Raw genomic sequence first — 23,463 nt, forward strand, 5'->3', positions numbered from 1 at the left:
GTATGACCACGCTTATTATTGCAGATTTGCATTTAAATGAGCAGGAGCCGGCGATCACCGCCGGCTTTCTTCGTTTCCTGCGGGAACAGGCTGTTCACGCATCACAGCTTTATATCCTCGGTGATTTTTTTGATTACTGGATTGGTGATGACGACCCGAACCCGCTGCATAAAACCGTGGCTGATGCGCTGAAATCCCTCAGTGACAGCGGCGTGAAGATCTTCTTTATCTGCGGCAACCGTGATTTCCTGCTGGGTGAGCGCTATGCCCGTCAGTGCGGCATGACTCTGCTGCCGGACACACAGGTCATTGAAGCCGAAGGGCATCAGATCCTGATCCTGCACGGTGATACCCTCTGTACGGATGACACAGACTACCAGCACTACCGCCAGCGTGTTCACACCCCGTGGATCCGGCGCCTCTTTCTGTGGCTGCCGCTGTCGCTGCGCCTGAAAATCGCGAAAAAAATGCGTGCGGGCAGTCAGTCTGCCAATCAGCGCAAAAGTGAAGCGATTATGGATGTGAACCAGAACGAGGTGATGAACGCATTCCGTCAGTACCGGACCCGCTGGATGATCCACGGCCACACTCACCGTCCTGCGGTTCATGATGTTTCCGCTGACGGCGAAACGCATTTTCGCGGTGTCCTCGGCGCGTGGCACTCACGGGGCTCTGCCTTTAAAATCACCCCGGACAGCATTTCACTGATCTTCTTTCCGTTCTGAACCATCATCTCCCCGTATTTGTGAAAAATCCGTGACGCAAACGTTTTCCTTCGTGATTTACCGTGATATTATGCCCGTCTTCTTAACCGGCTCACTGCCGGACGTCTGTCAATTTTCGTGACGCGGGATGTACAGGAGCACCGAAAACATGAACGCCGCCTCTTCACAACAACACTCACCGGCAGCCAAAGTGGCTATTGTCATGGGATCCAAAAGTGACTGGAGCACCATGGAACACGCCGCTGCGATCCTCGATATGATTCAGGTGCCTTATCACACAGAAGTGGTTTCCGCGCACCGTACACCGGACAAACTGTTTTCCTTTGCTGAAACCGCAAAAGAGAACGGGTTTGATGTGATCATTGCCGGTGCCGGTGGTGCAGCACATCTGCCGGGGATGCTGGCGGCGAAAACCCTCGTACCGGTACTGGGTGTGCCGGTGCAGAGTGCCGCGCTCAGCGGTGTCGACAGTCTCTATTCCATTGTGCAGATGCCGAAAGGTATTCCGGTCGGCACGCTGGCTATCGGCAAAGCCGGTGCCGCCAATGCCGCCCTGCTCGCCGCACAGATCCTCGCCCTGCATGATGAGGCGCTGCTTATCCGCCTGACAGCATGGCGTAATGCACAGACCGATGAAGTGCTCAGCCACCCGGATCCGCGGGAGGCCAGCTGATGAAACCGGTGTGTGTTCTGGGAAACGGTCAGCTGGGCCGGATGCTGCGCCAGGCCGGTGAACCGCTGGGTATTTCAGTTTATCCGGTCGGGTTAGATGCCGAACCGGAAGCCGTCCCTTATCAGCACAGTGTGATCACCGCAGAAATCGAGCAGTGGCCGCAGACCGCGCTGACCCGGGTGCTGGAGCAGCACCCCGCCTTTATAAACCGCGATATTTTTCCGCGTCTGGCCGACCGCCTGCCGCAGAAACAGCTGATGGATGACCTGCATCTCGCCACCTCACCGTGGCAGCCGCTGTCGTCTCCTGATGAATGGCCGGACATTTTTGCCCGCCTCGGGGACTTTGTCATCGTCAAGCGCCGCACCGGCGGTTATGACGGACGCGGTCAGTGGCGGGTGCGTCCCGGTGATGAATCGGCCCTGCCGCCGGAAATTTACGGCGAATGTATTGCCGAGAAAGGTATTCTGTTTTCCGGCGAAGTGTCGCTGGTCGGCGCCCGTAACCGCGCCGGGGAATGTGTGTTTTATCCGCTGACCCATAACCATCACGAAGAAGGTATTCTGCGCATGAGCGTGGCCTTCCCGCCGGCACAAAACCCGCTTCAGGCACAGGCTGAGCTGATGCTGGGGGCGATCCTCACTGAGCTGGATTATACCGGTGTGATGGCAATGGAGTGTTTTGTCACAGAAGGCGGCCTGCTGATTAACGAACTGGCACCGCGTGTGCATAACAGCGGTCACTGGACACAAAACGGTGCGTCTGTCAGCCAGTTTGAGCTGCATCTGCGGGCGATTCTGGATCTGCCGCTGCCGCAGCCGGTTGTGACGGCCCCGGCGGTAATGGTGAATATTATCGGGACGGAACTGAATACACAGTGGCTGGCACAGCCGCTGGCGCATCTGCACTGGTATGACAAAGAAGTGCGCCCGGCGCGTAAGGTTGGTCACATTAACCTGACGCATCCCGATCCGGCACAGCTTATCGCCGCACTCAGCGGGCTGGCACAGAATTTACCGGCGGAATATCAGTCCTCTGCGGACCGGGCAAAAGCAATATTAAGCTGGTAGTCGGCACAGTTTCCGGCGACAATAGTCCCATTCTGATGCCCGGTGTGCAACCGGGCATATTGCTTTTTACGCCGTTTCCGGAGCCGGGATGTTTTCGTCAGATCGCCGCTTAGGTCCTGTTTATCAATGGACTATACTCACCCTGCTGGGGCTGGTTTATTTCCTCACCACCGCGACTACCTTCACCTCATTAGGCGTGGTCTTGCCCGGTATGCTCAAAGAGCTGAACTGGAGCTGGACAGACGCCGGTTTCGGATTCACGCTGCTCGGGCTGACCTGCGGGTTATCGAGCTTTCTGCCTGGTCTTCTTATCCGTAAAACCAATGTCCGCCTGACGCTGCTGACCGGGCTGCTGCTGTTTCTGGCCGGGTTTTACAGTCTGTACACCACACAATCAATTCAGCGCTATTTTATCGGCACCGCCTTTCTCGGGATTGGTTTTACCTTTATGGCCACCGTTCCCGGTACTTATGTGATTTCGCGGCTGTTCAGCCGTCAGTCGCTGGCGTTTGGTTTTTACTTTACCCTCGGCGGGCTGGGCGGTGTGGTCGGGCCGTGGATCTATTTTCTCGCCGCGCATGTGTTCGGCTCCTGGCGGATCCACTGGCTTATCGCCGCCCTGACGCTGGCCGTTGTCACACTGATCACCCTGCTGGTGATGCGGGAAGGCCGCCGTGAGATCACTCACGCCCGAGCCGTCATGTGGCAGCAGAAAAAACAGCGTTCCCGCATTTACCGCAGTCAGGCGCACTGGAGTGCCCGTCAGGCGCTGAGAACCTGGCAGTTTTATGTCATCGCCGCCTCTTATACCGCGTTTTTATGGTGCGGATTTACCGTGAACAGCTTTGCCGTACCGCATATTATGGACAAGGGTTTCAGTGAAACCGTTGCCGCCACGCTGCTCAGTACCATGGCTTTTATTAATGCTTTTTCCCGGCTGGCAGGGGGCGCTATCGGGGAGTGGCTGGAGCCGAAAAAACTGCTGATTATCAGCCTTGCCGCGATTACATTCGGTGTGCTGACACTGAGTATCGCGACCAGCTGGCCGCTGCTGATCCTGTTTACCGTGCTGGTGGGGATTGGTTACGGTATGACATTCCTGGCCTCCAGTGTGCTGCTGGCAAACTATTTCGGCCGTGGTCCGTATCTGGAGCTGTTCTCTGTGGTGAATCTGATTTCCACCTTTGCCTGTCTGGCACCGTTCTTTGCCGGTGCCGTCAAGGATTACAGCGGCAGCTTTACCCCGGCCTTTCTGCTGATCGCCCTGCCGGTGATTGTGATTCTGGCGGCCACATTCTTTATGCGGCCGCCACAACACAAACCGGTCAGAGCATACACATCCCCGCCGGACTAACTCTGTAAGCGGCGGTACTGCTGAGGATCCCCGAGCAGGCGGATCCCCAGCACACTGCCGCAGAGTGACAGCAGAAAACCACCGGCCAGCGGCAGCCCGATCCACAGCGGCCACTGCGGCTGCCACGGAAAATCAAACACGCGGGTCTGCAGCAGCCACAGGGCAGTTTCCGCCCCGAGCGCCGCGACCACACCGGCCATCGCACCCAGCAAGGCAAACTCACTCCACAGCGTGCGCCGCAGCAGGCGTTTACCGGCCCCGAGCGTACGGTATACCACCAGCTCAGTCCTGCGCTGGTTCATCCCCACCTGAATCTGTGCCAGCAGTAACAGCACACCGCAAATCAGCACCAGTACCACCATCGCTTCCAGCGCACGGCTGACCTGCGCGAGAATAGTCTGGATCTGTTTCAGCATCGATCCGGTATCAAAAATACTGATGGACGGATACTTACGATTCATCTGGGTGATTAATCCGTCATTACCGTCATAGTGAAAGCTGGTCAGCCACATGGCGCTCTGGTTTTCCAGCGAGGCGTGATTAAAGATGAAAAAGAAATTAGGCCGCATACTCTCCCAGTCCACCTGCCGCACACTGCTGACAGTCACGGTAAACGGCCGGGTATCACCGGTAAAGGTCAGGGTATCCCCGACTTTCAGCCCGAGTTGTTTGACCACTTCCATCTCAATGGAGACTTCCCCGGGTTTCGGCGGCCAGGTGCCGTCCACCAGTTCATTAAGCGGCGGCAGTGATTCCTGCCAGGTAAGGCTCAGTTCACGGCGGACGGTATTGTTGCCCGGATCACGCGCATCCGCCCACGTCAGTGCGGTTTCGCCGTTAATACCGGACAGCCGCGCCAGCACCACCGGGTAATATTCTGACGGTGTCACGTTGTGTGACGCCAGCAACTGATTGACCGGCGTTATCTGTTCTTCCGTCATATTCACGAGGAAATAGTTCGGCGTGTCCGGCGGCAGTTGTTGCTGCCAGCGCCCGATCAGATCACCGCGAACCATCACCAGCAACCCCAGCAGCATAAAGGAGAGGGCAAACGCCCCGGTCTGCACCAGGGTCTGACCGGGCTGACGCAGCAGACGGCGGACAGCCAGCCGCAGACTCAGGGCACGGAACGGAATTTTCGCCAGCAGCCACAATCCGCCGTAACCGGCCACCGCCAGCAGCGCGGCTATCAGCACCACCCCGGCCAGCACCGCCCAGAGCAAAAACGAGGCATTGGTCAGCACCGCCAACCCGCCTGCCACAATCAGTACCGCCAGCGGCAGATACCAGCGCAGCGGCCAGACCGGCGCCACCACATCATCACGCAGTACGCGGGTCGGCTGTGTCAGCATCAGCTGGCGGTAAGGCCGTGCGCCCACCAGCAGAGTGATGGCAAGCAGTGTCAGCAGTGCCCACGCCCACGGCCATAATCCCGGATCCGGCAGTGCCTTCGGCAGCAGCGGTGCCAGCAGGCTCATCAGAACCGCATCAAAAATCAGCCCCAGCAGGGATCCGGCAACCATCGCCGCCGCCATCAGTACCGCCCATTGCCCGACCACCCAGTAACGCAGCTCCCGCCGCCCCGCACCGAGTGTTTTTAATACTGCAATCAGGGTGTGACGGCTGCGGCAGTAATGCGACATGGCAACCGCCACTGCGGCGATTGCCAGTAATAATGTCAGCAGCGCAGAGAGCACCAGGAACTGCTGTGCGCGATCGATAGACTTCGCCAGCGCCCCGCCCTCCTGCTGCAACGTCACCCAGCGCTGATCAATCCGCAGCGCATCTTCATACTGCTGTTTAAACACCGCCACCGCATCAGGTGCACCGGCAAACATATCGCGGTAAGTGAGGCGGCTGCCCGGCTGTACGGCACCGGTGGCTTCCGCATCCTGTAAATTGATCAGCACACGGGGTGCCATCTGAAACGGGTTAAAGCCGCTGTCCGGCTCCTGAATAAGGAAACCGGCGATTTTCAGGTCGGTATCCCCCACTTCCAGCATCTGCCCCGGTTTTACCGAAAGCAGCTCCGCCAGACGCGGTGCGATCAGAATCTCCCCCGGCGCCGGTTTCAGGCCGGGCGGGTCAGTTTCCAGCTCGCCGTACAGCGGATAAGCGTCATCCGCCGCTTTGACATACACCAGCTGCGGCACATCATTGGCAAACACCATGGTGTTGAAACTCATCTGCTGACTCAGCACCAGGCCGCTTTCCTGTGCCTTTTTCAGCCAGGTTTCATCCGCCGGATGCGAGCCGCGCAGTACCAGATCACCGGCCAGATAGTCACGGCTCTGATAATTCACACTTTGATTAATACGATCACCGGCACGTCCCAGTGCCAGCACACAGGCCACCGCCAGGGTCAGTGACAGCCAGACCACCAGCAGTGACGGCGTGCGCCACTCCCGCCAGAACCAGCGCCAGATCATGCCAGTTCCTCCAGCTTACCGTCCGACAGCTTCAGCCGCCGCTGACAACGGGCCGCCAGGGTCAGATCATGCGTGACCAGAATCAGGGTGGTGCCGTAGTCACGGTTGAGTGAAAACAGCAGATCGGCAATTTTGTCACCGGTATGACGGTCGAGGTTGCCGGTCGGCTCATCGGCAAACAGAATTTTCGGCCGCGTCGAGAATGCTCGGGCGATAGCCACGCGCTGCTGCTCTCCGCCGGAAAGCTGAGCAGGCATATGCTTCAGGCGTTTCTCCAGCCCGAGCTGAATCAGCAGCTGCTCTGCATTCTCCCGGCTGGCGGATTCGGATTCACCGCGCAGCAGCGCGGGCAGCTGGACATTCTCCAGCGCATTAAGGGTCGGGATCAGCATAAAGGACTGAAACACAAAGCCGACATCCCGCGCCCGCAGTTTTGCCCGCGCTTCCTCATCCAGCTGCGGCAGTGACTGACCGAGCAGTTTTACCTCACCGGAGGTCGCGTCATCCAGACCGGCGATAATGCCGAGCAGGGTTGATTTTCCGGATCCGGATTCCCCCACCAGCGCGATTGTCTCTTCAGGCTCGACAACTAACCCGGCACCCTGCAATATAGTAATCTCATTTTCACCCTGACCAACGCGCTTAATAAGATGATCAATTTCAAGAATAGGCTCCGATGCCATCTCTGTTTCCTTTTTCTGCTGCTGTTCAGCGGGAATTTGTATGCCGCCGGAACATTACTGATACTGGGGGACAGCCTGAGTGCCGGTTACCGCCTGCCGGCCGGTGAGGCGTGGGCAGCACAGCTGGGACAACGCTGGCAACAGGCCGGTAACGGTATCACACTGATAAACGGCAGTATCAGCGGGAATACGGCGGCTCAGGGGCTTGCCCGTCTGCCCGCGCTGCTGGAGCAGCACCGGCCGCAATGGGTACTGATTGAACTGGGTGCCAACGACGGCCTGCGCGGCCTGCCGCTGACACAAACCCGCACCGATCTTCAGGCTGTGATCGATGCGGTGAAGGCCGCCGGGGCGAAGCCGCTGCTGATGCAGATCCGCATTCCGCCCAATTACGGCAAGCGCTACACCGAACGGTTCTCCGCGCTCTATCCGGCGCTGGCACAGGAAAATGCCGTTCCGCTGATCCCGTTTTATATGGAAGCGGTCGTCACCAATCCGCAGTGGATTCAGGATGACGGTATTCACCCGAATGCGGCAGCACAGCCTTATGTGACTGACTGGATGGATAAAACACTGCTGCCTTACTTACAATAACGGGTGTCAGACTATCCTAAATGATTTATTCATAATTTATAAGCAGTTAAGCAGGTAAAGAAATGCAAAAAGCCGTTTTGATCACCGGCAGCTCCAGTGGTATCGGGCTATGCGCGGCTAACACACTGAAACAACGGGGCTACCGTGTGCTGGCCGCCTGCCGCAAACCGGCAGATCTGGCAGAAATGGCACGCCTCGGATTTGAGCCGGTGGAACTGGATCTGGACTGCCCGCAAAGTGTTGCCCGTGCCGCAGAGCAGGTACTGGCGCTCACGGATAACCGCCTGTACGGCCTGTTCAATAATGCCGGTTTTGGCCTGTACGGCCCGCTGGACACCGTCAGCCGCGAAGATCTGGAAAAACAGTTTTCCGCCAATCTGTTCGGCACACATCAGCTGACCACCCTGCTGCTGCCCGCCATGAAACAGGCCGGTGAAGGCCGGATCATCCAGACCAGCTCAGTAATGGGGCTGATATCCACCCCGGGACGCGGAGCCTATGCCGCCAGCAAATATGCGCTGGAAGCCTGGTCTGATGCCCTGCGGATGGAGCTGTCCGGCAGCGGGATCCGCGTCAGCCTGATCGAACCGGGACCAATCACCACCCGTTTTACGGAAAATGTCACACAAACGATGCAGGATAAACCGGTAAAAAATCCGGGTATTGCCCGTCTGTTCACCGGTAAACCGGAGGATGTGGTGAAAAAAGTCATCTGCGCCCTGGAGCATCCGCACCCGAAAATACGCTATCCTGTTACGGGTCTTACCGTGATCGTGATGTGGCTCAGACGCCTGCTGCCGTTGTGGCTGATGGATAAAATACTCAACAAAAGATCCTCTGCCGCTTGAAATACCGCGCTGCGCCCAGATGTTAATAAAAAGTCCGCTACTTTATTAAGAGAATGAATATGTTATCAAACGCACATATCACAGACGTCAACGAAACCAACTTACGCCAGGTTATTGAATCTTCAATGCAGGTGCCGGTGGTCTTTTTCTTCCATTCCGCACAGTCCCCGCAGTGTCAGGAACTGGGCACCATTCTGGAAAAAGTGGCTGCTGACTATGCCGGGATGATGATCCTCGCCAGAGTGAACTGCGATACCGAGCAGATGATCGCCTCACAATTCGGCCTGCGCGCCGTGCCGACCACCTATCTGTTCCATCAGGGACAGCCGGTCGACGGTTTCGAGGGGCCGCAGAATGAAGAGACCGTCCGTCACTTCCTGGCCAAATTCCTGCCGTCTGAATCTGAAATCAAAACCGGTCAGGCTATTGAACTGATTGAAGCCGGTGATTTTCAGGCTGCCCTGCCGCTGCTGCGTGAAGCGCACCAGGCTGAAAGTAACAACAGCGAAATCACCCTGCTGCTGGCACAGACACTGATGGAAGTGAAGCTGTCAGAAGAAGCTGAAAAAGTATTGAAGTCCGTCCCGATACAGGATCAGGATACGCGCTATCATGGTATCTTATCTCAAATTGAGTTACAAAAGCAGGCCGCAGACACCCCGGAAATCCAGGAACTGCAAAATACCTTTGCGGCAGAGCCGGAGAATGCGGAGCTCGCGGTACAGCTGGCGCTGAAACTGCATGAAGTACACCGCAATGATGAAGCCCTGGCGCTGTTATTCAGCTTCCTGAAGAAAGACCTGGCAGCTGCGGAAGGTCAGGTGCGTAAAACCATGATGGATATTATGGCGGCAATGGGGACTGCAGATAGTACTGCCGCATCTTACCGCCGTAAGTTATACTCGTTACTGTACTAATTAATCACATTACTGAATTATTCAATCTATTCATTACTTATAAGGATTTTGGCTCATGGATTTGTTCTCACTGGGTTTTGTCCCGATTATTATTCTTATCGCCATCATTATTGTGGCGACCGGCGTCAAAACTGTACCGCAGGGCTTTCAGTGGACTGTTGAGCGTTTTGGCCGTTATACCCGTACACTGCAGCCGGGCCTGCATATCATCGTGCCGTTTATGGATCGTATCGGCCGTAAAATTAATATGATGGAACAGGTTCTTGATATTCCGTCACAGGAAGTTATCTCCCGCGATAACGCCAACGTCACCATCGACGCCGTCTGCTTTATTCAGGTCATTGACCCGGTGCGCGCCGCGTATGAAGTCAGCAACCTGAATTTAGCGATTATCAACCTGACCATGACCAACTTCCGTACCGTTCTCGGTTCGATGGAGCTGGATGAAATGTTGTCTCAGCGTGATTCTATCAACTCCCGTCTGCTGCATATCGTGGATGAAGCCACCAACCCGTGGGGGATTAAGATCACCCGTGTTGAAATCCGTGACGTGCGTCCGCCGAAGGAACTGGTGTCTGCGATGAACGCCCAGATGAAAGCAGAACGTACCAAACGTGCCGATATCCTCGAGGCGGAAGGTATACGCCAGGCTGCAATCCTGAAAGCAGAAGGTGAAAAACAGTCTCAGATCCTGAAAGCAGAAGGTCTGCGTCAGTCTGCCTTCCTGGAAGCGGAAGCCCGTGAACGTGCGGCAGAGGCGGAAGCCCGCGCCACCCAAATGGTATCGGATGCTATCGCTGACGGTAATATGCAGGCGATTAACTACTTTGTGGCACAGAAATATACTGATGCACTGACCAAAATCGGTGCAGCGGAAAACAGCAAAGTCATTATGATGCCGCTGGAAGCCAGCAACCTGATGGGGGCTATCGGCGGTGTGGCAGAAATGTTCAATGTGTCAAAAGACACTAAAGGTCAGGGTTAATCCGCATGATTGAGATGCTCGCATCACAGGCGGTCTGGTTCTGGCTCTGTTTCGGCGGCATCCTGCTGATTCTGGAGATGCTCGGTACCGGAGGTTATCTGCTCTGGAGCGGTGTGGCGGCACTGGTCGTCGCACTGCTGGCGTGGATTGTGCCGGGACTGACACCCGAGTGGCAGGGCATTATTTTCGCGGTGATGACGGTGATTTGTGCGGTGTTGTGGCGTAATTTTCAGCGCCGCCGCCAGCGTAATGACAGCAGTTCACCGAACCAGGTCAATCACAAGCTGATTGGCCTGCGTGCTGCGCTGCTGACAGAGACGGAAGAAGGTTACAGCCGTATCCGCCTCGCCGACGGCAGCTGGCGGGTTTACAGCCGGTCACCGCTGCCAGCCGGTACGGAAGTGGAAGTGATTGCCGTTGACGGTATTACACTGACCGTCCGGGCCGTCAGCCGGTAACTGACCGGAAAGATCATCATAAAACGGCCTCCGGAAACAGAGGCCGTTTTTTATTTATCTCAATAACCTTACCGCATCACGCACCTTTAAAACGGTAGCGTTCATTCACGGAATTGGTCAGATCCTGCATAATAATATTGGTCAGTTTATCAGTGGTATTTAATGCATCCTGCATCACTTTATTCTGGAAGTCCTGTAATAACTGTTTGGCTTTTGCCGGATCTGTTTTATAGATACTCAGGTACTCTTTTTCCATTGCCTGTTGTTCTTTGGCAAACTGAGCTTCCTGTTTGCTGTATTCCGCCTGCACAATTTTCGAATATTTATTAAAGTCGATCATCGCCAGTGTCTGTAATTTACGGAATTTCCAGTGCGCGGAAGCATTATCCGCCTGTGGTGAACCGATGGTATACGCTTCTGCATAGCTGTCCGGACCGTAATAAACCGGAACATAGACGGATAACGTCGGCATACCGAAAGCAATATAACGGACATTACCGATTTCTTTCGGTAAATCTTTGCGCACCTGTAAAATATGGGAGTGCTGGGTTCTGAATACCGAAATTGGTCGTTTGGTAGTATCCGGATAGGTGGTGGCATACGGGGATGTGCCGACATTCTCATAATGGTTGCGCAGCCCGGCTTTAATATCTTCCAGCCCCAGTTTTTTCGCCGGTTTTAAGAAGACAGGGAAATCATTGGATTTCACATCTTTAAAATCTGTCTTAATTTCCGGGTTATACATTTTCTGCAGCACTAACACACGCGGGTAGTTGTAATAACCGTCACTTTTCGCGTCATCTTTGATATAGGCTTTTTTGAAATTAAACTTACCATCTTTTTTCGGATCATATAAGCCGTTTTTCTCGGCAAAGGAAATCAGTGTCGGGGATGACAGGTAATTGTCTTTGTCATTCATATCAAATTTTTCCAGGCGGCCCTGGTTTGCGGTGACGTAATAGGTATTGGCCGGGATTTTCGCCGCCATCCATTGGTGACCGCTGCCGGTTTCCAGATACCAGATCCCGTCTTTATCAATAAAGGCCACACCGAAACCTTCACCGGCCCCTTTTTCTTCGATAATTTTCCCTAACCGCATCACCCCTTCTTTTGCGGAAGAGACATACGGTAATACCACATCCGGAATCGCATCTTCAATAATCCCGGTATCTTCGACATACGGGTCAATTTTTAATGAGGCATCATTGGCGAAAATCGTTTCTGTGGCACTGATCCCGACACCGGCGTCATTAAAACCGTTGGAACTGAAACGGAACTGACCTTTATCATTCCATTCCGGGATAGTGGTATAGCGCATTGCCTTTTCCGGCAGGGTATAGGTGAATTTATTTAAGTTGGTTTTAAACTCAGTGTCTTTATTTACTTTTTCCTGATTCACCTGCAAGACTTTCGGGTTTGCCGGATTCATATCTTCATTGCGGGCAATATATTGCGCACCATCTGAAGACGCATTTTCACCGACAAAAATAGAGGTACACGCCGTTGCATCAGAAATCACCAGTGCAGCCCCCACAGCAAGAGATAAAACACTACGTTTCATAGAGAACACCTTCCATTGAGTTATAAATTGCGCTTACGCTATCCATTACCCACTGAATTTTCTTTTACGCAGATCGCATAATGCAAAGTCAATCACTGAATTATTCGCAAAATATGGTGTATTTCACTAATTTGCGATCTAATCACGGATAAGTGTTTTGGTTAAAATTACGGATTATTTTTTCAGCAGGGAATTGATCGGGACAGGAAATACGGGGGATCGTTATTTTATTTCTTTTTTACTGATGACAATTAAGCGGTGTGTATGGATATCGGGATCATTCCCCCAACAAAAATCACTCCAATATTCAAAAAAGGATTCCATATCCTGAATAACAAACAGTGGCCTTTCCGGCTCTCCGCCATCTGAAGCATAAACATAAAAACCGGCAGCCAATGCCCATGAAATCATCACTTCCCAAAAACGCCGTCCGTCACCGGTTTGTTCTTCATCGGTAACCACAATATGACAGGTATCCAACAACCAGCGGAAAAAGTGCCGCGGCAGGTCGGCTACAGCAGACTGATGTTTGTTATTGGTTGTCCGCCATACCCTAATTTGTGTGCAACTTGTCTGACCGGCAACGATGTCATTGCGGAAGCAAAGCTCAACCAGATAAACGGTTTCGGGTAAATCCCCGGTAGTCACCAGCCTGTACTGCTGCTTTTTACCTGATCTAATAAATTGATAGCCCTCTTTTACCTCATAGCCCGGCAATAAAAACGGATGCGTACCGGCGGCCAGAAACAGCGTTGTCAGCTCACTGTTTTCTGAGGGCAGATTTAATTTCCGGTTAAAACCCGCTGCGGGGATCAATTTCGGCATGTCGGCGTGAACCTGTCGTCGTTGTAACTTTTTATCGTTCATATTAGCGCCCCATTGCCGGTGATTTATAAACACAGTGTACACAGATATCACACGTTATTTCTTATTGCAGTAATTTAACTTTACATCAAATAATGCACTTTCCCATTCCCTTTTTAACAATGATTAAAATATTGAAATCAATTAGTTAAATAAGCAATTAATCCAAAAAATAGAGCCGGCATAAAAACGGCCCTTATTCAGAGCCGTTTACGCTACGTTATACGTTATCGTCCATAATAATTACTTCACTTTACTGTTCACACTGCTGTGATCATTAGTGACAGAAATTCCCACCGGGGATTTTCCGTTAACGATCCCATCCTTAACCGCACTGACAGCCTGCCCGGCATTGAGCGGGAGTTCGCCGTGAATGCGGGTTCCGGTTTCTTTGACCGCCACAGAACGCATTTCGGTGTTCCCGCCATCCGGCAGTCCGTCCAGTACCGCGCCGGTCAGGATAGTGCTGCCGCCGGTACGCAGTTTGCCCTGTTCACGGGCGGTCAGACCGGATTGCTGTCCCACCTGTTCTGCTGACCGGGTCTCAAAGGACGCTTTAACATTGCCGTTCATCCCGGACGGGGATGTCAGGCCGGATTTCACCTTGTCAGCTACGGTACCGGCACCGGTTCCGGCATTTTCCCGCACAGAATCCGCCGCTTTGTCCAGCCCGTTTTCCAGACCCGCTTTGATGTCATCCGCAAACTTCGGGGTACCGGCATTGGCCAGTTTTGAGGTGGTACTGCTGCCCTCATCATTGGTATGTGCCGCAGACAGATCCGCATCCACTTTCAGAACGGATTCGGTGTTAGTCCGGCTTTCAATGATCAAATCACCACCGACACGCCCGCTGACCGTATCCGCCGTCAGTTTCCCGCCCCGGATCTGCGTGTCATTGCGGCTGTTCAGTGTCAGATTACCGCTGTCAGCAAGGGCGTTTTTCTGCGTCACCGTCTGCTGATTGTCGATCCCGCCCTTCAGACCGGCACTGATATTATGCCGCGAACCGGTTTCCGGATTTTCCGTGCTGCGTGAGGTGCCGATATTCAGGTTTCCGCCTGCATTCCGGTTGGCTTTGTCCGTGGTTTTCTGTGCCGATTCAATCACAATACCGCCGTCACGGGCGGTCAGCGCGGTATTTTGTGCGTCAATCTGCGTACCTTTCAGGTGCAGTGCATCATCCCGCATGCCGTCCGCAGAAACAGAAACAGTACCGCCGCTGCGCAGACTGCCGCCGCGCTGATCAGTCACGTTTTCAGACTGTTTGCTGATACTGAAATCCGCACCGCCGCCGAGTTTGCTGCCGGTCTCTGTTTTACCGCCATTAGCCTGCACACCACCGTGCCACTGGTGGCCGGAAAGGGTATTCGTGCTCTCCGCGCTGTTAAGCAGCGTGTTGTGCCCGCTTTTCACCGTCACATCCCCGTCACTACTGATATCAGTACCGTTAGCGATCAGGTCGTTTCCGGCCTGTAATACCACACCGGTTTTGCCCTCAATCACACCGGTTTTCGCCGTCGTGCCGCTTTCGTTATACACTTCACGTCCGCCGCTGAGGCCACCACCGGCATTTTTCGGGTTGAGCGATTCCACATTTACCTGCGCCCCGGCATCATAACCGCTGACGGTTTTGCTGTGAGTATCACCCGCCTGATCCAGCGTCAGATTGTCACCGGCACGGACAGAAATGTGTCCTTCCTCACTGCGCAGTGTATCGCCCTGCAATGCCGCATCACGCCCCGCCTGCACAGAGATACCCCCTTTCGCCGACAGTGAACCGGTTACCGCGTTACTGCTGCTCTCTGTTGCCAGACGATGACCGCCGCTGCCTTCCGCGCTGATCGCAACATCCTGTCCGGTGGATGTCGCCACACGCAGACTTCCTTTACCCTCTGTCACAGATTCAGCGTGATGATGTGTATCCGCTGCCGCCACTGACTGATAATCGCCGGTATTGATCGCAATACCGCCGTTATCCGCCCGGTACTGTGTTCCTTCATCAAGAACACGATCCGTCGCGTTCACGGCAACCGATCCTGCATTAACAGAGGTGGTTTTCGCCTGTGTGTTTTCGCTGATGGTCTGCCGGTTTTCCCCTTTGCCGCTCAGATCCACGCCAATATCCGGCAATCCGGTGGCAGCAGCACTGTCAGCCACCCCGGCAATATTGCCTTCCGCGATATTTTCACCGGCTTTCGCCAGCGGACGGGAGACTTTACTGTAATCCAGCGAAACACCGAGGCTGCCTTCGCCGCCTTTGGTGGTTTCGGTGGTGCGATCTCGGTTGTGCGCTGCACGGTGCTCCGAATTTTGCGCGGTTTCCGTATAAGCGCCGCCCACCGTGTGTGACGCGCCCTCCTGGGAGAGGGTTTTACCGGCGGTCAGCGTGAGATTGCCCTGCACCTGTGTGCCGGAGGTCACCGCCTGATGCTGCTCCTGTGTCTTACCGGTTTCAGTATGACCACCGCTCAGCCCGCCGCCGAGTTTATCCATGCCGCCGGTCAGATAAATACCGCCGTGAGATTCTCCTTTCTGCTGTGTCCGGATCTCACGGTTATCCGCTGCATTCAGGGTGATATTTTCAGCAGAAAGCGCCGCATCCCCCTGTGTGGTGGTCAGTGAAGAGCCGGTAAGGGTGAGATCGTTTCCGGCGGTAACAGAGACACTGCCGCCTTTGAGTTCACTGCCCTGCTGCGTGACAGAATCCTGCTTTTGCGTGTCGCGGGTATGATTGATGTCCAGACCGGCGCGGTACTGTTTGTCCTCATCCTCTTTGGCATAGCCGCTGATTTTCAGTGTGGTTTCTGTTTTGTCAGACTGTCTTTGTGCCTGTGCCGCACGGACATTGATATCACCAAGGGTATCAATGTTCAGTGTGCCTGCACTTTCAATCAGGCTTCCGGCGATGGTGATATCATTTTTTCCTGCCAGCCGCAGATCAGCCTCTGATTTCAGCTCACTGCGCTCCACACGGGTATCTTCACTGTTTTCGCGAAGGGTACTGCGGGTGATGTTAAACGCACCGCCATCACGGTTATCAATGTGTTTTGCCGTCCGGCTGATGCCGTTTTCAATCACCAGCGCGCCCTGCCCGGTCTGCACCAGACTATCCTGTGTGCCTTTTACCTTGCTGCCGGTGACAGTCACGCCGTTGCCGCCGGAAAGCCAGAGCTTACCGCCTGCGGTAACGTCAGAGCCGTGCGCCGTCTCTTCCGTGGTGGCCCGGTTTTCACGGGAGCCGCCGCCGATCCCCCCCCACGAGGTGACATTTTCCGTATGCCCCTGATGCTGTGTCGCGGTTTGCGTGCCGATAGTGAGATTATTACCGGTGTTGATGATCATATCCTGTCCGGCGTGTATCTGTGCCGCCTGCGCCCGGATGTCATGACCGGCATTCAGTCCCAGATTGCCGCCTGCGGTCAGTTCCGTTTTCACCAGTTGTTCTTTTGACGTGACATCGCCGTGTGTGCCGCTGAGCAGTTTTGCTGTCTCATTGCGTTTATTGCCGGACACCGTTTGTGTACGGGAGTTGGTCACGCTCTCAAGCCGGATATCCCCTTTGGCATCCGCACTGAGATGCGTTCCGGCCGCCAGTGTTGCTCCTTTCAGGGTAATATCACCGGTTTTGGCCGTCAGGCGGATATCACCGTCAGCCCGGAGATTGCTGGTTTCCTGCCGGATGCTTTCGTCTTTGCGGGTTTCATTATTTTCCCACGACATCTTCCACTGATTTGTGGTGCGGGTGTCTGACTGCGCAACCTGGTCGCTGCCGAGCGTGATGGAGCCTGCCTGAACGGCGATCTCAATCCCGTTCAGATCAGTACCGGTCAGCCGGGCTTCCTGCTGTACCACCAGTGTGATGTTTTTGCCGTCCAGTGAGGTACGGGTGTAGCGCCCCTGCCGGGTTTCGCCGGTGGCGGACTGCCCGCTGCGTTCGTCTTCTGTCCGGTGATGTTCGTTACGCAGCTGTCCTTCGGTGCGCAGCGTATCGCCGCTCAGGCGGATATCCCCGCCGGTGATCTGTGCGCCGGTCAGTGTTAAAGCGCCCTGTGACTGAGCATCGAAACCATTCATGGCATCAATATCACCGGCCAGTTTCACGCCGCTGCCCTGCGCGGTATTCACCAGACGGATTTTACCGGCACGCATGCCGCCCAGATAATAGCTGTCCAGCGGAACCGAATTTTCCCCGGCAGAAATGGTCTGCATATCAGCGGAAACCGTATTGTTCCCGGTGATCACATTCAGTGCCGCCGCGCGGATCTCCCCGTCGGCATTAATCGCGGGAGCGACCAGATCCAGCACCTTACCGGTCGTGATCCCGTTATGTCCGATCGTCAGTGAGTTCGTGTTGTCCAGCGTACTGTACGCACTGATCATCCCGTTCTCAGTCAGCGGATTCCCCACGATCAGCCCGGCATTATTGGTATTGATAAAGCCGCAGCCCTGACAGCTGATCCCGTTCGGGTTGGCAAGGATCAGATCCGCCGCCATGCCGAACACTTCCTGCTGACCCAGCAGCAGAGAGGGGTTACGGCTGACCACTTCATTGAGGATCACCCCTGCAGCCTGTCCGTTCAGGTTTTTATTGGCTTCCAGCATACCCGCCAGCTGCGACTGTCCGGCGGTCAGGGCGTTATTAAAGACCGCGCCCTGGTTATCCACATTAAAATCAAGATACTGGTTATGAGACAACCCGTTACTGTCCGGCGCTGTAATATTGATAATATCCGTTCCGTTTATCTGTGAAACACCGGGGCCGTCCGGACCGCCGTCCGCCACAATCCCTGCGGCTGCGCTGTTCAGCGTGACAAAGGCCAGCGCCATCCATGCGGCCACCTTACCTGACGAAGAGAGTTTAAAGCGTTCTTTTTTCATTGTATTTCCTTACCATCCAACGACTGACGGAGCCGATCAGAACTGATATCCCAGGCGCAGGGAAAACAGGGTGTCCTGTGCGGGCAGTGCCGCCACAGAGGTCCGGGCGCGGCTGATTTGCGCATCCAGCTGTGCGCCGCCGTAACTGACATTGACCCCTGCGGCGATACCCGCGGCAGACTGCCATCCCGCCTGCCCGGTCTGAGCCATAACCCGTCCGTAGTCCGCACCGGCGCGGGGCGTTACCGTGATCCCCTGCCGGACAAAACGGCGGGAAAGGGTGTTTTGCCAGTACCATCCCTTATCCGCCGATAACGAGCCGTCGTGAAACCCTCTGATCACGCCGTTATCCGACAGCGTCAGCCACTCCACCCCGGGGAGGTGATCCTGTGTGTACTGACCGGCCAGATGACTGCTAAACAGCCAGGCGTCTTCCGACAGCGAAAACTGCTGAACATAGCTGAGTGAAAATTTGCCTTTGGTGTATTGCGGATCCGGGCCCGGCAGCGTGTTCCGGGTATCGGCCCCGAACAGTGTGGTGCCCTTTTCCGTCGATAAAGAGGTGCTGATAACGCCGCCCGGTACCAGAATCAGCCCGGTGTAACCGGCTTCGGCGATACTCAGGGACGGGCTGCTGATACCAATCAGTGTGTCATTGAGGTAGTTACGGCTGCGTTTGTGTATCATCTGCGCCATCAGTGAATCAATCCGTGAGCGGTTACGGAAGATGACATAATCCGCCCGCAGTGCGGCCTGAGCGCTGTCCCCGCTCAGAATAACGTGGTTATAGCGCAGCACCTGATTGATCCGGTAACGGGAAAAACTGCCGTAAGTGCTGACCGTCAGTGCACCATAAGGGACGGAGTAAAACAGCATGCCGGAACGGCTGTAACGTGCTGCCGGGTTACCGGTTGTGGCGGAGCCGCTCAGGCTGACAAAATCAGATAATCCTGCCGGGCTGTCTGCGGTGACTGCAGCGCGGATAACATTGCGTCCGGTACTTTTCTGCCCGTAATTATCCGCGCTGAGAGAGAAACCGGCCGGCGTGCCGCGCTGATTAACCAACCGGATCACCGATCCGCCCGGCACACTGCCGGGCAGAATATCCATCGTGACATGGTTGGATTTAAGGCGGTTTGCCTGATCCAGCCCCTGCTCCAGTTCGGTGATTTTCAGCGGCTTACCGGCCAGAGCGGGAAACAACAGAGCAGTATTAACGCCGCGATCCGCGCCATCGATCAGCTCCACCGTTCCTTCCGTCACGCCGATCCCTAGCTCGTGATAATTATTGACCGGCAAAAAGCGGATCCGTGCGGTGATATAACCTTTCGCCAGATACCGCGCCATCAGTTCCGCCACCAGCACATTAATATCACGGCTGCGGATACAGTCTGCGGGCAATGACGAAAGTGAGCGGAGGTCGTCCTGAGATAACAGTGTGATACCGGAGAGATACACGCCGCTGACCGGCAGACAGTGTTCATTCTCTGCCGCACGCAGTAACGGCTCTGCGGGGGTGATCGTCGTCTGCGGTTTGCTCAGTTGCCGGTAGGTCTGCTGCTCCAGCAGGTCATTTACCTGTTGTGCGGCATCCTGCATCGCCCGGCGCGAGGCATCAGCGCCCGGATTTTCCGCCGCAGCGGGGAAAGGTGCCGCATATAATAACGGACAGAAAAACAGCCCCGGTAATACGATGCAGCGGAATAATGTCAGCAGTTTGGTCAATTCGTCTTACTTATCCTTTGCGTCAGTTACCGCCTCAGCGGACAGAAATGCCGGTTTTCTCCGGTATAACGCCGGATGGAAAAGAGCCGTGCTTTTATCTGTTATCGGCAGAAATAAGAAAAACTTAACTGACAGGATGTAAGACGGCGTCCGCCCGGCGGGCAGACGCGCAGATTATTTATGGCAGGCGGGTTTGCTGTGGCGGCAGCCGGAAAGATGCTCAATGATCGGACACTCCGCGCTGTCATCCCCGGGACAGGATTCCGCCAGGGTCAGCAGGCGGTCACGGATAGCCGTGAGCTCCGTAATGGTTTTTTCAATCTGCTTCACTTTACCCAGCGTTGCGGATTTCACATCCGCCGCATGGCGGTTCGGATTACGGAACAGCGATAACAACTCGCGGCACTCATCCAGCGTGAATCCGACCTCTTTTGCCTGGCGCAGCAGGGTCAGTTCATCCACATGCCGTTCACTGAAATACCGGTATCCGTTCTCACCCCGTTCCGGTGGCGTGATCAAAGATTTATCTTCGTAAAAACGGATCGCTTTTGGCGTTAAACCCGTTTTTTGTGCAATATCGCTGATATTCATAACTTCTCCTTGACCTTACCCTTGAGGGAAGGTTTAACATCATCGTAAATCAAAATTCCCGTTCCCCCGAACAGAATTTTTTCTCTTGCGCCGTGTGCTGATATGCGGCGTGATGATGCGAAACATGTAAGGAAAAAAAGTATGGCTAATACCACTATTCTTGCGTTACAGGGGCTGTCCTGCGGACATTGTACCGCCAGTGTGAAAAAAGCACTCGACGCCCGCCCGGATGTTGAATCTGCCGTGGTCACCCTTGATTTTGCCAAAGTGACCGGTGATGCGGATGCGCAATCCCTCATCAGTACTATCGAAGACGCGGGTTACGAGGCTCAGATCGCTGACAAACCCGGTACAATTTTACAGCTTTCCGGGCTGAATTGTATGAAATGTGCCGCGAAAACGCAAAGTGCATTAGAAGCGGTTGAGGGTGTTGCGGCTGCGGTGGTTGATACCAAAGAAGCGAAAGTGTACGGCAGCGCCGATGCACAGACCTTAATCAGCGCAGTGGAAGCCGCCGGTTATCAGGCGGTGGTGGCGGGAGAAAACGCCTCCCCAAAATCTGAACCGCTGACGCCGTCTCAGACTGAGGCTGCGTCAGCGGAGCACTGCGACATTCCGGCCACCCCGGACAATACCCCTGCCATGCCGGTGATTGAGGAGGACGACGACAGTCTCTCCTTCCTGCTCGACGGTATGACCTGTGCAAGCTGTGTGAGCAAAGTACACAAAGCGCTGCTCAGTGTGGATGGCGTGGAAAATGCCCGTGTGAACCTCGCGGAACGCAGTGCGCTGGTCACCGGTCACGCTTCTGCGGATGCGCTGATCGCCGCCGTGGAGAAAGCCGGTTACGGCGCAGAGCTGATTCAGGATGATGCCAAACGCCGTGAGCGCCAGCAGGAAGTGGCTGTCGCTAATATGAAACGGTTCCGCTGGCAGGCTGCTCTGGCACTGGCAGTCGGTATCCCGGTGATGATCTGGGGGATGATCGGCGACAATATGATGCTGACCCCGGCGAACCACGGGATCTGGCTGACCATCGGGATCGTCACCCTGGCGGTGATGATTCTGGCGGGCGGGCATTTCTACCGCAGCGCCTGGCAATCCCTGAAAAACGGCAGTGCAACGATGGATACCCTGGTGGCTCTCGGCACCGGTGCCGCATGGCTCTATTCCATCACGGTAAACCTCTGGCCGGATGTATTCCCGCCGCAGGCGCGTCACCTCTATTATGAGGCCAGCGCCATGATTATCGGTCTGATCAACCTGGGTCATATGCTGGAGCAGCGAGCCCGCCAGCGCTCGTCAAAAGCGCTGGAGCGCCTGCTGGATCTGACTCCGCCGACCGCCCGTGTGGTGACGCCGGAAGGGGAAAAAGATGTACCGCTGGCCGATGTACAGCCGGGGATGATCCTGCGCCTGACCACCGGTGACCGCGTGCCGGTCGATGGTGAGATCACGGAAGGCGAAGTGTGGATGGATGAGGCAATGCTGACCGGGGAGCCTATCCCGCAGCAGAAAACCACCGGCGATACCGTTTCTGCCGGAACCACCGTGCAGGACGGCACCGTGCTGTTCCGTGCCGCCGCTGTCGGCAGCAAAACCACGCTGGCACGCATCATTAAACTGGTGCGTCAGGCACAGAGCAGTAAACCGGAAATCGGCCAGCTGGCGGACAAAATCTCAGCCGTCTTTGTGCCGGTTGTGGTGGTCATCGCCCTGATCGCCGGTGCTGTCTGGTACTTCTTCGGCCCTGCACCGCAGATAACCTATGCACTGGTGATTATTACCACGGTACTGATTATCGCCTGCCCGTGTGCACTGGGGCTGGCAACGCCGATGTCGATTATTTCCGGGGTCGGACGCGCCGCTGAGTTTGGTGTGCTGGTACGGGATGCGGATGCGTTACAGCAGGCAAGCACCCTCGACACCATTGTTTTCGACAAAACCGGGACCCTGACCGAAGGCATGCCGCAGGTAACGGAAATCCATACCTTCAATGGTTTCAGTGACGATGATGTACTGCGTCTCGCGGCAGCGCTGGAAAGCGGCTCTAATCACCCGCTGGCCCGGGCCATCACTGAACGTGCGAAAGCGCTGACACTGCCGTCTGTCACGCAGTTCCGCACCCTGGCGGGGATGGGGATCAGCGGGGAGTCTGAAGGCCGGACACTGCTGCTGGGTAACCATGCACTGATGCAGGCACAAAAAATCAGCACCGCCGGGGAAGCGGATGCGCTGGTACAATCCCAGGCCGGTAAAGGCGTGACCCCGGTAATGCTAGCGGTTGACGGCAATATTGCGGCGATACTTTCCATCCGTGATCCGCTGCGTGAGGACAGTGTCAGTGCGCTGGCGCGTCTGCACAAACAGGGATACCGCCTGGTGATGCTGACCGGGGACAACGAAGTGACCGCCCGGGCTATCGCCAAAGAAGCCGGTATTGATGAAGTGATCGCCGGTGTACTGCCGGACGGCAAAGCCGCTGCCATTGAAAAATTACAGCAGGCCGGACGCCGTGTCGCGATGGTCGGTGACGGTATCAATGACGCACCGGCACTGGCACGGGCCGATGTGGGGATCGCCATGGGCGGCGGCAGTGATATCGCCATCGAAACGGCGGCAATCACCCTGATGCGTCACAGCCTGCACGGTGTGGCTGATGCGGTGGCTATCTCGAAAGGGACACTGCGCAACATGAAACAGAACCTGCTGGGTGCCTTTATTTATAACACCCTCGGGATCCCGATCGCCGCCGGGGTGCTGTTCCCGTTCACCGGCACACTGCTGAATCCGGTGGTGGCAGGGGCGGCCATGGCGCTGTCATCCATTACCGTGGTCAGTAACGCCAACCGGCTGTTACGTTTTAAACCGAAAGATTAATCTCTGATCTGATAAGGAAGCGAATGATTCGCTCCCTTGAGATTGCTGACAAAGCAGGATAAAGCGTGGTTTTTCCTGCTTTGTGTTATCAGCCGAAAATCAATAAATTGATTTTTCTGGTTTATTTTTACAACCTCTGCCGGTCGTCGCCAACCCCTGCGGGTTTGTCAACGGCCTGACGGGAGCGAATACTTCGCTCCCTTATTTTTTTCCTGCTGATTAACCGGA

General features: G+C 55.3%; 17 protein-coding genes. 10 read left to right on the top strand and 7 right to left on the bottom strand.

The features are described 5' to 3' along the window. The first annotated feature begins 2 nt into the window (after positions 1 to 2). From U868_RS0101070 to U868_RS0101085, 4 genes are all read left to right on the top strand, one after another. Positions 3 to 725: a UDP-2,3-diacylglucosamine diphosphatase gene (locus U868_RS0101070; protein WP_025151673.1), complete on the top strand. Its 723-nt coding sequence runs from the start codon at positions 3 to 5 to the stop codon at positions 723 to 725. Positions 726 to 873: 148 nt separating this feature from the next. Next, positions 874 to 1,398 carry a 5-(carboxyamino)imidazole ribonucleotide mutase gene (gene purE / locus U868_RS0101075; RefSeq protein WP_025151674.1) on the top strand — a complete coding sequence of 175 codons (525 nt, stop codon included), beginning with the start codon at positions 874 to 876 and terminating at the stop codon, positions 1,396 to 1,398. Next, positions 1,398 to 2,468: a 5-(carboxyamino)imidazole ribonucleotide synthase gene (gene purK / locus U868_RS0101080; RefSeq protein ID WP_025151675.1), complete on the top strand. Its 1,071-nt coding sequence runs from the start codon at positions 1,398 to 1,400 to the stop codon at positions 2,466 to 2,468. The genes purE and purK overlap by 1 nt, the downstream gene beginning before the upstream one ends. 88 nt (positions 2,469 to 2,556) lie before the next feature. Then, on the top strand, positions 2,557 to 3,822 hold the full coding sequence (locus tag U868_RS0101085; protein WP_025151676.1) for a CynX/NimT family MFS transporter: 1,266 nt from the start codon (positions 2,557 to 2,559) through the stop codon (positions 3,820 to 3,822). Here the strand turns inward: U868_RS0101085 and ybbP are convergent. Both ybbP and ybbA read right to left on the bottom strand, forming a co-directional pair. Then, a complete protein-coding gene (gene ybbP, locus U868_RS0101090) occupies positions 3,819 to 6,251 on the bottom strand; it encodes a putative ABC transporter permease subunit YbbP (protein WP_025151677.1) in 2,433 nt (810 codons plus the stop codon). The two genes, U868_RS0101085 and ybbP, sit on opposite strands and share 4 nt — an antisense overlap. Continuing rightward, positions 6,248 to 6,934, bottom strand: coding sequence for a putative ABC transporter ATP-binding protein YbbA (ybbA, locus tag U868_RS0101095; RefSeq protein WP_025151678.1), 687 nt, complete (start codon positions 6,932 to 6,934; stop codon positions 6,248 to 6,250). The genes ybbP and ybbA overlap by 4 nt, the downstream gene beginning before the upstream one ends. Between ybbA and tesA the strand changes: the two genes are divergently transcribed. The 5 genes from tesA (at position 6,902) to U868_RS0101120 (ending at position 10,736) form a co-directional block, all read left to right on the top strand. Continuing rightward, positions 6,902 to 7,528, top strand: a complete 627-nt coding sequence (gene tesA, locus U868_RS0101100; RefSeq protein ID WP_029990448.1) for a multifunctional acyl-CoA thioesterase I/protease I/lysophospholipase L1 — start codon at positions 6,902 to 6,904, stop codon at positions 7,526 to 7,528. The genes ybbA and tesA overlap by 33 nt on opposite strands. 62 nt (positions 7,529 to 7,590) lie before the next feature. Continuing rightward, the gene (locus U868_RS0101105; RefSeq protein WP_025151680.1) at positions 7,591 to 8,376 is read left to right on the top strand and encodes an SDR family oxidoreductase; all 786 of its coding nucleotides are present in this window, start codon (positions 7,591 to 7,593) and stop codon (positions 8,374 to 8,376) included. Between the two features lie 59 nt (positions 8,377 to 8,435). Beyond that, positions 8,436 to 9,293 carry a co-chaperone YbbN gene (locus U868_RS0101110; RefSeq protein ID WP_025151681.1) on the top strand — a complete coding sequence of 286 codons (858 nt, stop codon included), beginning with the start codon at positions 8,436 to 8,438 and terminating at the stop codon, positions 9,291 to 9,293. A 55-nt stretch (positions 9,294 to 9,348) separates the two neighbouring features. Next, the gene (locus tag U868_RS0101115; protein WP_029990449.1) at positions 9,349 to 10,278 is read left to right on the top strand and encodes an SPFH domain-containing protein; all 930 of its coding nucleotides are present in this window, start codon (positions 9,349 to 9,351) and stop codon (positions 10,276 to 10,278) included. A 5-nt stretch (positions 10,279 to 10,283) separates the two neighbouring features. Then, the gene (locus U868_RS0101120) at positions 10,284 to 10,736 is read left to right on the top strand and encodes an NfeD family protein (protein WP_025151682.1); all 453 of its coding nucleotides are present in this window, start codon (positions 10,284 to 10,286) and stop codon (positions 10,734 to 10,736) included. A 76-nt stretch (positions 10,737 to 10,812) separates the two neighbouring features. Here U868_RS0101120 and U868_RS0101125 read toward each other — a convergent pair whose 3' ends face one another. The 5 genes from U868_RS0101125 to cueR all read right to left on the bottom strand — a co-directional run bounded on the left by U868_RS0101125 (position 10,813) and on the right by cueR (position 20,355). Further along, positions 10,813 to 12,297, bottom strand: a complete 1,485-nt coding sequence (locus U868_RS0101125) for a C69 family dipeptidase (protein WP_025151683.1) — start codon at positions 12,295 to 12,297, stop codon at positions 10,813 to 10,815. A 222-nt stretch (positions 12,298 to 12,519) separates the two neighbouring features. Next, positions 12,520 to 13,164 carry a hypothetical protein gene (locus U868_RS0101130; protein ID WP_025151684.1) on the bottom strand — a complete coding sequence of 215 codons (645 nt, stop codon included), beginning with the start codon at positions 13,162 to 13,164 and terminating at the stop codon, positions 12,520 to 12,522. 240 nt (positions 13,165 to 13,404) lie between these two features. Further along, positions 13,405 to 18,039 (bottom strand): hemagglutinin repeat-containing protein, encoded by a 4,635-nt coding sequence (locus U868_RS0101135; RefSeq protein ID WP_025151685.1) that lies wholly within the window; start codon positions 18,037 to 18,039, stop codon positions 13,405 to 13,407. A gap of 36 nt (positions 18,040 to 18,075) precedes the next feature. Next, positions 18,076 to 19,764: a ShlB/FhaC/HecB family hemolysin secretion/activation protein gene (locus U868_RS0101140; protein WP_025151686.1), complete on the bottom strand. Its 1,689-nt coding sequence runs from the start codon at positions 19,762 to 19,764 to the stop codon at positions 18,076 to 18,078. A 174-nt stretch (positions 19,765 to 19,938) separates the two neighbouring features. Beyond that, on the bottom strand, positions 19,939 to 20,355 hold the full coding sequence (cueR, locus tag U868_RS0101145) for a Cu(I)-responsive transcriptional regulator (protein WP_025151687.1): 417 nt from the start codon (positions 20,353 to 20,355) through the stop codon (positions 19,939 to 19,941). A gap of 141 nt (positions 20,356 to 20,496) precedes the next feature. On the opposite strand from cueR, the gene copA reads away from it, so the two are divergent. Further along, complete coding sequence (gene copA / locus U868_RS0101150) at positions 20,497 to 23,235, top strand: copper-exporting P-type ATPase CopA (RefSeq protein WP_025151688.1); 2,739 nt, start codon at positions 20,497 to 20,499, stop codon at positions 23,233 to 23,235. The last annotated feature ends 228 nt before the right edge of the window (positions 23,236 to 23,463 follow it).

Origin of the sequence: Morganella morganii H1r (assembly GCF_000633515.1) — a bacterium.
GTDB classification, from domain to species: domain Bacteria; phylum Pseudomonadota; class Gammaproteobacteria; order Enterobacterales; family Enterobacteriaceae; genus Morganella; species Morganella morganii_B.